This is a genomic window from Streptomyces sp. bgisy130 (genome assembly GCF_057708345.1).
In genome coordinates, this window is sequence record NZ_JBYISA010000010.1 from 107,604 (window position 1) to 122,334 (window position 14,731).

The following is a 14,731-nucleotide window of genomic DNA, read 5'->3' on the forward strand; positions in this document are numbered from 1 at the left end:
GGCTGACGGCTGACAGCTGACGGCTGACAGCTGACGGCTGACGGCTGACGGCTGACGGCTGACGGCTGACGGCTGACGGCTGACGGCATGATCGTGGGCACCACCCGTCCATCCGGGGGCCGCCCTCGCCCTTGATGGCACGGACGCATCGGGCGCGGGTCGGCTCCCGGGGGCGCGCGACGGTCGCCGAGGAAGCTCACCGGAACCGCTGCTCTCGTCACGGCCGGAGGCGTGCCCCTCCGCCAACGGGTCCATCCCCGCCGGGCTTTGTGGCCTCTTGGCGTGGTGCCGGGACTCCCAGGAGGCGGTGGGCGAGGGCGAGTGGCGCCCGGTGGTCACGGGTGGGAGTGGGTGCCGTGGCACGGTGGGTGGGGAGGCGCTCGACAGTCGTCGTGCCGGTGTCGGATTCCAGGGTCGGGGCGTAGCCGGCGGCGCGCAGCACGTCCAGGGTGGCGGCCGGCGGCCGGGCGCTGACCAGGACGGTCGGGGCGATGGCGCGCAGCCCGAGGTCGTGCAGCGCGCGGTGGGCGGCGAGTTCCTTGACGAGGGCCTCGTCGTCCGAGCGGATACAGCAGGCGGCGGGCAGGACGCGCATCCGGCCATGGGCGCGGGCGGTGTTCTGGATGAGGTAGTCGAGGGGCTGTGGCAGGGTGCCGGTCGCCGAGGCGCGGGTCAGGTCCGCCAGGAGGGTTTCGGCGGTATGGCCGCTGTCCAGCGCGCGGCGTACGGAGGCGGGCGTGAAGCGCCAGGTCACGGCGTGGTCCTCGGATTCGCGGTCGGCCGCGGAGGTGAGCAGGGCGGCGAGCCCGGCGGCGGGGCGGCCGGGCACGACAGCGGTCAGATCGGCCTGGAAATGGGCCTGTTCGAGGAGCGGCGGCAGCAGATCAGCGAGTGGCCGGTCCAGCGACCGGGGGTCGGTGAGCAGCGCGCGGCCGAGCGGGGTGAGGGTGCCGTGGGCGACCAGGCCCAGGTAGGCGGCTTCGTGGAGGGTGTGGGCGGCGCGTTCCCCGGCCATCGGCTGGTGGGTGACGGCGAGCGGGCGGTGCCAGTCCGCTGCCCGGAGGAGATCGTTCCAGGGGGTGTCGCAGCCGGCCTCCGGCTCCGGGGCTTCGGTGAACGGCAGTGGCGGGAGGGGAACTCCCGCGCCGTGGGGGACGGCGGCCAGCGCGGCGAGGAGGGCGTGCCGGAGGGCAGGCGCGTGCCGGTCGTGGCCGCGGACCAGCGCGGTCGGGGTCTCGCCGAACGGGGTGTGGGTGGGGATGTCCCACAGCCCTGACCAGGCGGCCAGGACGGGGGCGAGACGGGCGCCGGGCGGTCGGCCGAGCCAGTCGTCGTAGGCGCCGGTGGGGAGCGCGGTGATGCCGGACGGGGTACGGGTCAGCGCGATCAGGTCGGCGGCGAGCGCCAGGTCGAGGAGGAGGCGGGTGTGCGGTTCGGTGGCGCCGGCCGCCTTGGCCAGCCGTTTGATCTCCCGTACGGCCAGCCCGCCCGACTTGCGCAGCGCGGCGGGCTGCGTCGCCAGGGAGGCCAGCAGGCGGTCCAGGGTGGCGGCGAGGGTTGCCGCGGCGGCCCGGGATTCGTCGTACGGCGAGGTCGGCGGGACGGATGCGGCGGGCGTCGCGGGGCCGGCGGGGTCGTCCGGGGTGGGCGGCGGGGCGTCGGCGAGGAGCGGGCCGGGGGCGTGGGCGGCAAGTAGTTGCGGGGTGCGCGGCGGGACGACGATCGCGCCGTCCTCGGTGGGCGCGGCGAGTCCGTCGTCGTAGAGGGCGTGCAGGGCGGCTTCGGCGGCGGTGCTGGCGCGGCCGGGCGGGGTGGCGCCGAGGGCGGCGAAGACGTCTTCGGGCGGGACGGGTTCGGTGGCCAGGTGGGCGAAGGACAGCCGGTGCGCCATCAGGGACTGGTAGTCGGCGCCCGGGGCGGGGGCCGCGGGGCCGGGGGCGGCACTCCGGGCGCGCTCCTGGCTGATGCGGGCGGTGGCAGTGAGCACCTGGAGCCGGAGGTGATCGAGGTGCAGCACCAGGTGGTGGAGGGTTTCGTAGGACCACAAGGCGCCCGCCAGGCCGCGTAGTTCGGTGGGGGCGGGCCGGCGGGCGAGCGGCTCGGCATGGCGGGTGAGGAGTGCGGCGAGCTGTTCGGGGGTGCGCCGGGCGAGGGACCGGGTGAGTGCGTCGAGACCTTCCACGGCGTCGAGGTTAGTCATCGCGCGAGCAGGGCGGTGAGGGCGCCCACGGGGTCGGGGTCGGCCGGGCCGGTGGGCCACCAGTCCTCGGTGCCGGGCTCGGATTCGTACGGATACCAGCGGTGGTCGTGGCCGAAGCGGAGCTGGATGCCGCGGTCCGGGTCGGTGAGGTGGTTGTGGCGCGGGCGCAGGGACGGGAGGTCCGCGGCGAGGAGGGCGCTGCGGGCCCGGTCGAAGTCGCCGGCCGGAGGGTTCCAGGTGGTGTCGAGGAGGGCGAGACCCTCGGGTCCGCCCTGCCGCCAGGCGGCGACGGAGCGGGCCACATCCGTGGGCGTACGGCCGGTCGCGGCGGCGAGGTCACGGTAGAGGGCCCGGGTGGTGGCGGTCAGGCCGGCGGTGGGGTGGGCGGTGGCCGTCAGGCGGATGGCGTCCTCCCATGGAGGCAGTGACGGGAACGGGCTGTGGACGGCCGGGCGTCCGGAGCCGGGGCCCGGGGGCGCGGCGGCGGTCACGCAGGCGTGGGCGCGGGCGGCGGCGTCGGCGGCCAGGAATTCGAGGGCGGCGGGGTCGAAGGGCAGGCCGTCGCCGTCCGGCAGGGCCGGCGGGCGGCCGGGCTGTGGGGGCGCCGGCAGCGGTGGCGGGAGCGGCGGCCGGGGACGGTCGGCGAGCGCCACTCTGGCCAGGACGCCGTGAGAAGCGGACGTCTCCGGTGCCGCACGCTCTCCGGAGGCCACCTCAACGGACGTTCCCGGAATGGCAGTTGGCGTCGCCGGACGGCCTTCGGGCCCTTGGCCGTGTGGGGGCGGCGAGGTGGAGGCGACGGTGTGGGCGCGGGCTTCGTGGGCGGTGCGGGCGGCGTTGCGGCGGGACAGCTCGTCGAGGAGTTCGCGTTCACCGCGGCCGCGCATCAGCAGCAGCACGAACGGGTCGGCGTCCAGGAGGCGGGCCACCTGGAAGCAGAGTGCGGCGGCGTGCTTACAGGGCCTGCCGTGGTCGGGGCACGAGCATCGGGGGACGAGGTCGCCCGGCCCGGGCAGGAGCGGGGTCTCACCGTCGGCCAGCGCCCGGGGCAGCTTCTTGGCCAGCAGGGCGGTCAGTTGGTCGGGCTCGGCGGCGATGGCATCCAGGAGGCGGTCCCACTCCTGGTCGCTGAGGGTCCGGAGGCGGATATCGGCGCTGTAGGGCCGGGGCTTGCTGCCGCGTACGGTGGCGACGATGCGGCCCGGGGTGACGTTGATGGTGTCGACATGGCCGTCGCGGGCGTACGTGCGGCCACGGGCGAGCCGGGCGCTGTCGAGCGCGGTGGTCTCCAGTGCGTCCAGCCAGGCGCTGCCCCACCAGGATTCGGCGAACAGCCCCCGGGCACCGGGCCGGACCGGCAGGGGCGGGAAGGTACGCGAGCGGTCCGCGCGGGCCTGCCGGTCCGCGGCGGCGGCGCGCCCGGAGGTGCGGCGAGGGTTCATCCGGGCCTCCTGAGGGAGACGAGGTCGGCCAGTTCGGCATCGGAGAGCTCGGTGAGCGCGGTCTCGCCACCCGAGAGCACCGAGTCGGCGAGTGCCCGTTTGGCGGTGAGGAGTTGGGCGATGTTGTCCTCGACGGTGCCCTCGGCGATCAGCCGGTGGACCTGGACGGGCTGGGTCTGGCCGATGCGGTAGGCGCGGTCGGTGGCCTGCTCCTCCACCGCCGGATTCCACCAGCGGTCGTAGTGGATCACATGTCCGGCGCGGGTCAGATTCAGGCCGGTGCCCGCCGCCTTCAGGGACAGCAGGAAGACCGGTGCGTGCCCGGACTGGAAGCGGTCGACCATCTTCTCCCGTTCGGCGACGGGGGTGCCGCCGTGCAGGAGTTGCGCCGGGATGCCGCGGGTGGCCAGGTGCCCTTCGAGCAGCCGCGCCATGCCCACGTACTGGGTGAAGATCAAGGTGGCGCCGCCCTCGGCGAGGATGGTGTCCAGGAGTTCGTCGAGGAGTTCGAGCTTCCCGGAGCGGGCGGCGAGACCGGGCGCGGCTTCCTTCAGGTACTGCGCGGGGTGGTTGCAGATCTGTTTGAGGGCGGTGAGCAGCTTCATGACCAGGCCACGGCGGGCGATGCCTTCGGCGGTCTCGATCCGGGTGAGGGTCTCGCGGACGACGGCCTGATAGAGCGCGGCCTGTTCGCGCCCCAGTGCCACCGGGTGGTCCGTCTCGGTCTTGGGCGGCAGTTCGGGCACGATCCCCGGGTCGGACTTCTTACGGCGCAGGATGAACGGGCGCACCAGCCTGGCCAGCCGCTCGGCCGCCGCCGGATCCTCGCCGCCCTCGACCTCCCGGGCGTGCAGTGCGCGGAACGTCTTGAGGGACCCGAGGAGCCCGGGGATCGTCCAGTCGAGGAGGGCCCACAGCTCGGAGAGGTTGTTCTCCACGGGCGTGCCGGTCAGGGCGATCCGGGCGGGGGCCTTGATGCTGCGCAGCGCCTTGGCCGTCGAGGAGCGCGCGTTCTTCACGTGCTGGGCCTCATCGGCGACGACCCAGGCCCATGACCTCCTGGCCAGTTGGGTGGCGCTGCTGCGCATCGTCCCGTAGGTCGTCAGCACGAAGCCGCCGTCGAGGCCGTCGAGGCTGCGGCCGGCGCCGTGGAAGCGGCGTACGGGCGTGCCGGGGGCGAAGCGCTCGATCTCGCGCTGCCAGTTGCCCAGCAGGGAGGCCGGGCAGACCACGAGGACCGGTGCGCTCGGGCGCCGGTGCCGATGGAGCGCGATGACGGTGAGGGTCTTGCCCAGGCCCATGTCGTCGGCGAGGCAGCCACCGAGACCGAGGGAGGTCATGGTGTCGAGCCAGGCCATGCCCCGTAGTTGGTAGTCGCGGAGGGTGGCCCGCAGTCCGGGCGGCTGGGGCAGGGGGCGGGCCTCGCTGGTGAGGCGTCCGCGCAGGGCGGCGAGGGCGCCCTGGGGGACCACCTCGACCTCTTCGCCGTCCACCTCGGCGGTGCCGTGGAGCGTCGCGGCGAGGGCGTCGACCGGCTCCAGATAGCCCAGTTCGCGCTTACGGGCCTTGCGGACAAGCCCGGGGTCCACCAGGACCCACTGGTCACGCAGCCGGACGACGGGGCGGTGCGCCTCGGCGAGGGCGTCCATCTCCGCCTCGGTCAGCGGCACTCCGTCCATCGCCAGTTGCCAGCGGAATTGCAGCAGTTCACTGGTGTCGAAGAAGCCGAAGCCGTCCGCGGCCGAGCCCGGCGCCGGGCGCAGCACCGCCGCGGCGGTCAGCCCGCGGGCGATCTCCCTGGGCCAGTGGACGGTGACTCCCGCGGCGCCCAGGCGTGGCGCGGCTTCCCCCAGCAGGTCGCCCAACTCGTCCTCGCCGAGCGGCAGTACGTCGGGAACCGGCCGCTCCAGGAGGCGGGTGAGCGGGGCCCAGATGCGGGCGGCGCGGCGCAGCGCGAGGAGGGTGTCCACCCGGGAACGCGGCCCGAAGTGGTCGGGGCCTTCGCCTTCCCACAGGTCCCGGGCGTCGGCGACCAGGGTGGGGTCGGTGAGGCTGTGCACCTGGAGGACGGCGGCGGCCGCACTGCGCTCTTCGGTGCCGCCCGCCGCGCTCTCCTCCGCCCGGTCGAAGAGCTTGTGCGGGGCGAGGTCGAGACGCAGGGAGAGCCGCACACCGGCGTCGATACCGGCCGCCACCTCGGCGGCCCATTCCCGTGCACCGGGGAGATGTTGGGGCGCGCGCGCGGCGAACGGGGCAGCGGCCACCAGTGCGGCGGCGGGCGTGCGGGGCAGCGCATCGACGACCGCGTCCACATAGAGCCGTACCAGGACCGCGGGATCGGTCACCTGAAGAGGACGGCTGCCGGGGATCGGCACGGCATGGGCCTCGGCGGGCATGGCGGCGGCGATGGCCCGGAGGTGCGCGATGTCCTCGGCGTCGAGCGGGCCGGCGCGCCAGGCGTCGGTGTCCTCGAGGGTCAGTCCGGGCAGTATGCGGCCACGCGCGGCGAGATGCAGCGCATGCAGGGTGGCCGCGCCCCAGCAGGCGGCGGCCGGATGGGCCGTCGGATCGTGCCGGGCACGGACCAGCAGGGGGACGGCCTCGGCCGCCGGGAGCAGGACGGCGGGGACCGTACGGCTGCGGGCGCCGTTCCCGTGACGGCGGGCAACGGTCAGCGTCCCCTGCTCGGCGGCTCCATGCCCGTCCCCCGCCCCTTCGTCGCTTCCCCGGGCCGCGAGATCCGGGAGCGGCCCGCCGTCAGGACGCCAGAAAGCGATCTTCCCGGCACGCGGCGGCTGGGCGGGCAGAAAGACCGCGGCACAGCCGGCCAAGGCTGCATCGGCGATTCCGCTGCCCTGCCCATTGCCCTCGGACAGGGCGGCGGGCAAGCCGTCCGGCGACCGGGGCTCCCCCGCTGCCGTCTCCCACCGCCTCGCCATTCCATCCCCTGCTGCCTGGTCGATCGCCTGGTCGTTCCGCCCCGGTCGCGGCACCCTCCGAGCCTGCCGCGCCCGCCCTGCTCCTGCGCCCCCGACCTGCGAGTCTACGGTCGTACCCACAGCGTCTCCCGCCCCCTCTCCCACGTCTGCACCGGCCTCGGACAGCGGCGGGCGAGGAATACCGGTCACCCCCGCCCTCAGCTCCGCCCCGCCGCGGCACGCGCCCGGCGCCATGGCGGAGACATCGAGCACACGCCTGCCGCCCGCGGCCGGCCGAGGGCCGCCGTGCCGCCCCTGCCCGCCGACGATCGTCCGACCGCCGCTGCCTGACCACGATGGAAGCAGACAGCACTGACAACGCCCCCCACCTGCGCTTTCTTTGCACCGACCAGAGTTATCCACAGCCCACGAAAATCTCCTTGCCCGCACCTCGAAATCCGCTACGGTGAGTGACGTCATCACTCTCAGTGATCAGCTAATCGATATCGGTGAGGAGCTCTCATGCACACCCCGACGCGCGAACAAGCCGCCGCAACGGAGGCCTTCCCGACCGGCGCACACCTCGTGATCCAGGCGGGCGCCGGGACCGGAAAGACAACCTCCCTCGCCCTGCTGGCCCGTACCGCCCGGCGGCAGGGCCGGCGGGGCCGGTACATCGCCTTCAACAAAGCTGTCGCGCGCCACGCCGTCCGGGCCTTCCCCGCCGGAGTGACCTGCGGGACCGCCCATGCCCTCGCCTACACCGCCGTGGGCAGGGACTACCAGGCGCGGATGAAAGCCCCACGGCAAGCGGGATGGCGCACGGGCGCGGCCCTGGGCATCGACGAGGAGATGTCCGTGCGCCTCGGAGCGCGCAAGGCCACCAACAAGGCGCTCTCCCACACGGTCCTGCGCACCGTCACCCGCTTCTGCCAGTCGGCCGACAAGGAGCTCGCACCCCACCATGTCCCGCCCCTGCGCGGAGCCGAGGCCGAGCTGCTGCGGGCACGGCTCGCCGAGCTCACTCTCCCCTACGCGCGCAAGGCCTGGGCCGATCTCCAGCACCCCGATCACGGCGTGGTCCGCTTCGAGCACGACCACTACCTCAAGATGTGGGCGCTGCGCGATCCCGTCATTCCGGCGGACTTCCTGCTCCTTGACGAGGCACAGGACACCAACCCCGTGGTCGAGCAGCTCTTCACGGCCCAGCGCGACCACGCTCAGCTGGTGCTGGTCGGGGACTCCGCCCAGGCCATCTACGGCTGGCGCGGCGCACGCGACGTGATGACCGGATTCGACGGCAGACAGCTCAGCCTCTCCCGCTCGTTCCGCTTCGGCCCACCGCTCGCCGCGGAGGCCAACCGCTGGCTCACGATCATCGGCGCACCGATCCGGCTCACAGGTTCACCCGGTCTGGAGACGGAGTTGGGCACGGCCCATGCGCCGGACGCGGTCCTGTGCCGGACCAATGCGGGAGCCATGGTGGAGGTGATACGACAGCTGGACGCGGGCCGCCGGGTCGCGCTGGTCGGCGGCGGCGAGGCACCCAGCGCCCTTGCCCGCGCCGCCCACGACCTCGAATCCGGGCGCCGCACGGCCCACCCCGAGCTGATGCTCTTCGAGACCTGGGGCGAACTACGCGAGTACGCGGAGTACGACCCGGCCGGACGGGACCTGCTGCCCCTGGTGGAGCTGGTCGACGAGCACGGCACCGAGGCCCTGCTGTGCGCCCTGGACCGGCTCTCCCCTGAGGGCTCCGCCGAGGTGACGGTGTCCACGGCCCATCGGGCCAAGGGCCGGGAGTGGGCACGCGTGCGCATCGCGGACGATTTCACCGGCCCCGAAGATCTCGACGAACGCGACGACGACGGCACCCCGCTCCCCGGCCCGATCGACGTCGACGAGGCGCGCTTGGCCTACGTCGCCGTGACCCGCGCCCGCTCACTGCTCGACATCGGTGGCCTCTCGTGGATCAACAGCCACCCCGCCGGCGACCCGCGCCCCACCATCGACAGAGCCGAGGAGCAAAGGGTGAAAAGTAGGGAAAGAGGTCCCAGGGACAGGTGACTGGCTCGTCGACCGGGAGGATCCTGGAGGTGGGAGATGGGTTCCGATGCGTACAGGAGATGAGCCCCTTCACGCACGCAGCCCGCTGAAAATCCGCTGCGGACTGGCGCTGTGGGGGTTGCTGTGGACGATCGCCGGAGCCGTGGCCTTCGTCAATGCCGGCAGGCCGGAATGGGCCGCCGCGTGTGCCGCACTGGCGATGGTGGCGGCCGCGGACCTGACGATGGTGATCCGCCACATCCGCCAGGGACCGCACTACCAGCCGGGCAAGGACATACCGCCCTACGCCCCTGACCGAGGCCGGAACGACGCGTTCGGCATACGCAACGGCCGAGGCCGGAGACGGGACACCAGGCCGTAGGGGCTGCGCCAAGTGCCCGGTCTCCTGTACGGAGACGATGCCGTACGAGCTGCGGGCAGCATTGCCAGTGCCCCGTGTCGCCTACCGCCTACCGCCTACCGCCTACCGCCTACCGAGTGTCGGGCACGGGGTGGGACGGGAGGGACATTGACGCGAACGCAGGAGGGCCCCGCGTGACTACTCCTGATCGCCGTTGGGGAAACCAGGATCGCGTTCGCCGTCGCCGTCACCGGTGTCGTGTGCGAAGCGGGCGGCTTCGATGTAGTCCGGGCGCGGGTCGAGAGCCGCCGCCAGTCGGAAGTGCCGCAGCGCCTCCTCGGAGCGGTCGGCGCGCTCCAAGGTGCGGCCGAGCGCGAAGTGCGCGAAGGCATTGTCCGGTTCGCGCTCCAGAACGATCTGGAACTCGAGTTCCGCAGGACGCAGTTGAGCGGCGAGAAAGAAGGCACGGGCGCGCAGCAGGCGGGCCGCGGTGTTCTCGGGGTGCGCGGTGATGACCGAGTCCAGCAGCCGGATCGCCCCGCGCGGGTCGCGGGCCGCCAACAGCTGCTCCGCGGCGCGGAAGCCGATGACATGCGTCTCGGGGCTGCTCTCGGGCACGGCCTGCTCCTCTCGGTCGCCGTCGGGACGTCCCTTACCTGCGGACCGTACGGCGTTGCCTGCGGCACAACAATCCCATCGGTCCGGGCATTCCCCCGCCGGCCCGGCCTCAACCGGCCCTACCTGCGCCCCCGCATGAGGCTCGCACCATGTGTCGGGAGGGGGGACGGCGTGGGGCGGTGATCCATCCCCGTCCCCAGCCTGGGAGGTTCCGGAAACAGACCGCGGGGTGACACGAGAGGAGGCAGAAGGGCAAGGAGCGGAGGTGCCGGCCGCAACGTAGGCGGCACCAGCCGCGGAGGCAGAGCAGAGGAGCGGGAGGAAACGTAGGCGGAGGCGGCGGAGGGCGGGAGGGGAGGGGAGGGAGGGCCCCAGAGCCACGTCACCTCCATACCCTGTCTCCCCCTCACCCCTCCCGCCTCTTACCTCCCCCGCCAGGCGCCCGTAGCCCGTCCCCCACCCGCAACCCGCAACCCGCAACGGCTACAAGCTGATGTGGTACGCCTTGCGCAGGGTCTCGTGCACGGTCCACCGGGTGCGGTCGCCCTCACGCAGGACGCAGGCGTCACCGGGGCCGACCTCCAGCACCTGGCCGCCCTCGACCTCGATGGTGGCGCGCCCGCTGACGACCACGAACAGCTCATTGGCCTCGGTGTCCGTCACCACGCCCGGAGTGATCTGCCAGATTCCCCGGATCTGCCGGCCGTCGGGGGCCTCCCACAGCACCTTGCCCGTGACCACCGGCTCACCGGAGACGATTTGGGAAGGGTCCAGGGGATCGGGCTCAAGATCGTCGTCCGCGATGCCGGGGATGTTGACCACGAACGATGCCGGCGCCGCGTCCCCGGCGGTGGGGGACTCGGCGGCGGTGCCGGAGCCGGGCTCCGCGGCGAGGTCGGGCTCGTTGTCAGGGGTCTTGGCGTCAACGCCGGAAGCAGCAGTCATGGCGGCGAGGGTATCGTCCGGCCTCAGGCGGTCCGCAGGCGCTCCCATACTGCGCGGACCTGCGGTTCCAGCGCCTCCAGCGGTCCGTCGTTGTCGATGACCAGATCCGCGACCGCCAGCCGCTGTTCGCGGGTCGCCTGGGCCGCCATCCGGGACTTCGCCTCGTCCTCCGCCATGCCGCGCCGCCGTACCAAGCGGTCCAGCTGGGTCTGGGGTGCGGCGTCGACGACCACCACCAGGTCGTACAGCGGGGCCAGCCCGTTCTCCGTCAGCAGCGGCACGTCGTGCACCACCACCGCGTCCGGGCCCGCCGAGGCTTCGAGTTCGGCCGAGCGTGCCCCGACCAGCGGGTGCACGATCGCGTTCAGCGCCTTGAGCTTGCCGGGGTCGGAGAACACGATGCTGCCCAGCTTCGGCCGGTCCAGTGTGCCGTCCGGCGCGAGGATGTCGGCCCCGAACTCCTCGACCACCGCCGCCAGTCCGGGCGTGCCCGGCTCGACGACCTCGCGTGCGATCTTGTCCGCGTCCACGATCACCGCGCCGTACGACGCCAGCAGTCGCGAAACCTCACTCTTGCCCGCGCCGATTCCGCCGGTCAGCCCCACCTTCACCATGGGCCCACGCTATACGCTGCGCCCGGACGGCAGGAGACTCCCACTGCACTGCTTCAGGTGCCGACCGGCGCGGGCCTCGGCCGTTTCAGGCACGGAACGACAGGAGCCTCCCGCCGATGCACCCACGGGCCGGCTCCGGCACCCACCGATGCAGGCGCCGGACGGCAGGAACTCCGGCCCATGCAGGCACCGGCCGGTTTCAGCACCCACCGATTCCAGCACCGGCCGACTCAAACACCGAGCCACAACAGGCTCCCGCAAATACAGCCACCAGCCAGCTCAAGCACCGGCCGGTTCAAGCACCCCCCAGCATCAGACCCCGCCCGCCCCGCCATCGCCCTCGCGCTCCGCCAGGAAGCGTTCGAATTCGCGGCCGATCTCGTCGGCCGATGGCAGTTCTGCCGGCTCGGCGACCAGGCTCCCGCGGCTCTCCGCGCCGGCCACCGCGTCGTACTGATGCTCCAGCCCGCTGACCAGTGCGACCAGTTCCTCGTCGCCCTCCGAGATCTGCCGCTCGATCTCCTCCTGCGTCCGCAGCGCCTCCGTGCGCAGCGAATGGGCGGCGCCCGGCAGTACCAGGCCGGTCGCCGCCGTCACCGCCTCCAGAGCGGTCAGTGCGGCGTCCGGGTAGGCGGAGCGGGCGATGTAGTGCGGTACGTGCGCCGCCACTCCCAGGACATCGTGTCCCGCTTCCGCCAGCCGGAATTCGATCAGCGCCTCCGCGCTGCCGGGCACCTGTGCCTCGTCGAAGAAGCCGCCGTGGCCCGGCATCAGGTCGGTGCGGTTGCCGTGCGGGGTGAGGCCCACGGGGCGGGTGTGCGGGACGCCCATGGGGATGCCGTGGAAGTTCACCGAGAGGCGCACGCCGAGCCGCTCCACGATCTCCTTCACGGCGCTCGCGAAGCGCTCCCACTCGACGTCCGGTTCGGGGCCGGACAGCAGCAGGAACGGCGCGTCGGTGGTGTCCCGTACGAGCCTCAGCTCGATGCTCGGGGTCTCGTAGGCGGTCCAGCGGCTGCGCTCGAAGGTGAGCAGGGGCCGGCGGGCGCGGTAGTCGACGAGGCGGTCGTGGTCGAAGCGGGCGACGAGCTCGTTCGGCAGGCCGTCCAGCAGCCGCTCCACGATCTGGTCGCCGGTCTCACCGGCGTCGATGTACCCGTCGAAGTGGTACAGCAGCACCAGTCCGGCGGAGTCCCTGGAGGCAAGCGCCTCCACCTCCGCGAGCCCGCTCGGCTCCCATTCGTACAAACCCTGGGGATCCAACACAGTGACCGCTCCTCCTCGTTCTCATGAGCGGCAACGCACGACCCGGCGCAGGCATTCCCGGTAACGGAGATGACCCGGCCCACCGTGCGCACCGCCCGGCCCCACATCAGAGCCAGTCCCCCCACACACCGGTGCCACACACCACCCCCGCCCCGCCCCTCCGAAACCGGCTGTTTCCGGCCCACGCAGCCCCACACAGCCCTACGCGACCCCACACAGCCCCACCCCGGCCCCCACCTGCCCGCCGGGCTCCCGGCCTGCCACGCTCCCGGGCCCACGGACGCCGCACGCCCACTGGGCATCCCCACGCCTCCACCTCCAACGCAAGCCCCCTCGCCCTGCCCCAGCCCCCTCCCCCTGAGAACCGTCAACTCCCCCACAAAGGCGGCAAGTTCCCCCTCCCTCCCCGCTCCCAGACCCAGCCACCCCCAGCCCCCACGTTCCGTCCGGTTCTCACCGCCCCCGCAGACAGCCCCATCCCCACCCCCAACTGCTGCACACCCCCGGCCCCCGCCCCCACACACGCCCCGGCCCGCCCCAACCACCACCCCACCCCCCAACACGACAAAGGCCCGCTCCCCCCAAGGGGAACGGGCCTTCGTCTATCGGCTAGTGCCTACCGGCAAGAGCTCAGCTCTGGCCGCCGGCCAGCTTCTCGCGGAGCGCGGCGAGGGCCTCGTCCGACGCCAGGGCGCCGGAGTTGTCCGCCGACTCCGAGGAGTAGGAGCCGCCGCCACCGGCGTTGCCGCCGCCGGTCTGGCCGCCACCCTGCGCCGCCGGCGCCGCAGCACCCTCGGCCGCAGCCTGCTCGTCGGCCTCGCGGGACTTGATGACCTGAGCCTGGTGCTGCTCGAAGCGCTGCTGCGCCTCGGCGTACTGGTTCTCCCACGCCTCGCGCTGGGTCTCGTAGCCCTCGAGCCAGTCGTTGGTCTCGGGGTCGAAGCCCTCGGGGTAGATGTAGTTGCCCTGGTCGTCGTAGGACGCGGCCATGCCGTACAGGGTCGGGTCGAACTCGACCGCCGACGGGTCGGCACCGAAGGACTCGTTGGCCTGCTTCAGCGAGAGGCTGATGCGGCGGCGCTCGAGGTCGATGTCGATGACCTTGACGAAGATCTCGTCGTTGACCTGGACAACCTGCTCCGGGATCTCGACGTGGCGCTCGGCCAGCTCGGAGATGTGGACCAGGCCCTCGATGCCCTCGTCGACGCGCACGAACGCACCGAAGGGAACGAGCTTGGTGACCTTACCCGGGACGACCTGACCGATCTGGTGGGTCCGGGCGAACTGCTGCCACGGGTCTTCCTGGGTCGCCTTGAGCGACAGGGAGACGCGCTCGCGGTCCATGTCGACGTCCAGGACCTCGACCGTGACCTCCTGGCCGACCTCGACAACCTCGGACGGGTGGTCGATGTGCTTCCAGGACAGCTCGGAGACGTGGACGAGACCGTCGACGCCACCCAGGTCCACGAAGGCACCGAAGTTGACGATGGAGGAGACGACGCCGGAGCGCACCTGACCCTTCTGGAGGGTGGTGAGGAAGGTCTGGCGGACCTCGCTCTGGGTCTGCTCCAGCCAGGCACGGCGGGACAGGACCACGTTGTTGCGGTTCTTGTCCAGCTCGATGATCTTGGCCTCGAGCTCCTTGCCCACGTAGGGCTGAAGGTCGCGGACGCGGCGCATCTCGACCAGGGAGGCCGGAAGGAAGCCACGGAGGCCGATGTCGAGGATGAGACCACCCTTGACGACCTCGATGACGGTACCGGTGACGATCCCGTCCTCTTCCTTGATCTTCTCGATGGTGCCCCAGGCGCGCTCGTACTGGGCACGCTTCTTCGAGAGGATCAGGCGGCCTTCCTTGTCCTCCTTCTGGAGGACCAGGGCCTCGATCTCGTCACCGACGGCAACGACCTCGTTGGGGTCGACGTCGTGCTTGATCGAGAGCTCGCGGCTCGGGATGACGCCTTCGGTCTTGTAACCGATGTCGAGCAGGACCTCGTCCCGGTCGACCTTCACGATGACGCCGTCGACGATGTCGCCGTCGTTGAAGTACTTGATCGTCTCGTCGATCGCGGCGAGGAAAGCTTCCTCGTTACCGATGTCGTTGACCGCAACCTGCGGGGTGGTGGCGGTGGTCTCGGTGCTGCTCGTCATGTGGGAAAGGGCTCCGGTACGGACATTGAAGTCGTAGGTACTGCTACGCCGAGAGCCCGTATCGCCTCTGCATAAGCCGGACAGTGTGAAGGGCGAATCTTGGGGGAGCTCACAAATGCAAAGCATCTGGAACGACCCGAATCGCCTCAAACCGAGGGGACATACATACA

10 protein-coding genes are annotated in these 14,731 nt (G+C 72.3%); 2 read left to right on the forward strand and 8 right to left on the reverse strand.

Going from position 1 to position 14,731, the window contains the following annotated elements; translation table 11 throughout:
- Positions 1 to 217 precede the first annotated feature (217 nt).
- The 3 genes from AC3EUV_RS16145 to AC3EUV_RS16155 are packed head-to-tail and all read right to left on the reverse strand — an operon-like array spanning position 218 to position 6,581.
- Positions 218 to 2,200, reverse strand: a complete 1,983-nt coding sequence (locus AC3EUV_RS16145; RefSeq protein ID WP_435603198.1) for a helicase-associated domain-containing protein — start codon at positions 2,198 to 2,200, stop codon at positions 218 to 220.
- Complete coding sequence (locus AC3EUV_RS16150; protein WP_435603199.1) at positions 2,197 to 3,642, reverse strand: SWIM zinc finger family protein; 1,446 nt, start codon at positions 3,640 to 3,642, stop codon at positions 2,197 to 2,199. Before AC3EUV_RS16150 ends, AC3EUV_RS16145 begins: the two co-directional genes overlap by 4 nt.
- The gene (locus AC3EUV_RS16155) at positions 3,639 to 6,581 is read right to left on the reverse strand and encodes a DEAD/DEAH box helicase (protein ID WP_432143227.1); all 2,943 of its coding nucleotides are present in this window, start codon (positions 6,579 to 6,581) and stop codon (positions 3,639 to 3,641) included. The genes AC3EUV_RS16150 and AC3EUV_RS16155 overlap by 4 nt, the downstream gene beginning before the upstream one ends.
- Before the next feature lie 501 nt (positions 6,582 to 7,082).
- On the opposite strand from AC3EUV_RS16155, the gene AC3EUV_RS16160 reads away from it, so the two are divergent.
- Together AC3EUV_RS16160 and AC3EUV_RS16165 are read left to right on the forward strand one after the other, a co-directional pair.
- Entirely contained in the window at positions 7,083 to 8,627 is a 1,545-nt protein-coding gene (locus AC3EUV_RS16160; protein ID WP_432143226.1) for a UvrD-helicase domain-containing protein, read from the forward strand.
- 46 nt (positions 8,628 to 8,673) lie between these two features.
- Positions 8,674 to 8,988, forward strand: a complete 315-nt coding sequence (locus AC3EUV_RS16165; protein ID WP_432143225.1) for a DUF6343 family protein — start codon at positions 8,674 to 8,676, stop codon at positions 8,986 to 8,988.
- Between the two features lie 177 nt (positions 8,989 to 9,165).
- Here the strand turns inward: AC3EUV_RS16165 and AC3EUV_RS16170 are convergent, their stop codons facing one another.
- The 5 genes from AC3EUV_RS16170 to rpsA all read right to left on the reverse strand — a co-directional run bounded on the left by AC3EUV_RS16170 (position 9,166) and on the right by rpsA (position 14,561).
- Positions 9,166 to 9,585 carry a tetratricopeptide repeat protein gene (locus AC3EUV_RS16170; protein WP_432143224.1) on the reverse strand — a complete coding sequence of 140 codons (420 nt, stop codon included), beginning with the start codon at positions 9,583 to 9,585 and terminating at the stop codon, positions 9,166 to 9,168.
- A gap of 483 nt (positions 9,586 to 10,068) precedes the next feature.
- Entirely contained in the window at positions 10,069 to 10,389 is a 321-nt protein-coding gene (locus tag AC3EUV_RS16175; RefSeq protein WP_432143237.1) for a cupin domain-containing protein, read from the reverse strand.
- Between the two features lie 164 nt (positions 10,390 to 10,553).
- Positions 10,554 to 11,144, reverse strand: a complete 591-nt coding sequence (gene coaE / locus AC3EUV_RS16180) for a dephospho-CoA kinase (protein WP_432143223.1) — start codon at positions 11,142 to 11,144, stop codon at positions 10,554 to 10,556.
- Positions 11,145 to 11,456: 312 nt separating this feature from the next.
- Entirely contained in the window at positions 11,457 to 12,410 is a 954-nt protein-coding gene (locus tag AC3EUV_RS16185) for a PAC2 family protein (protein WP_432143222.1), read from the reverse strand.
- Positions 12,411 to 13,040: 630 nt separating this feature from the next.
- Positions 13,041 to 14,561: a 30S ribosomal protein S1 gene (gene rpsA / locus AC3EUV_RS16190; RefSeq protein WP_129296945.1), complete on the reverse strand. Its 1,521-nt coding sequence runs from the start codon at positions 14,559 to 14,561 to the stop codon at positions 13,041 to 13,043.
- Positions 14,562 to 14,731: the final 170 nt, after the last annotated feature.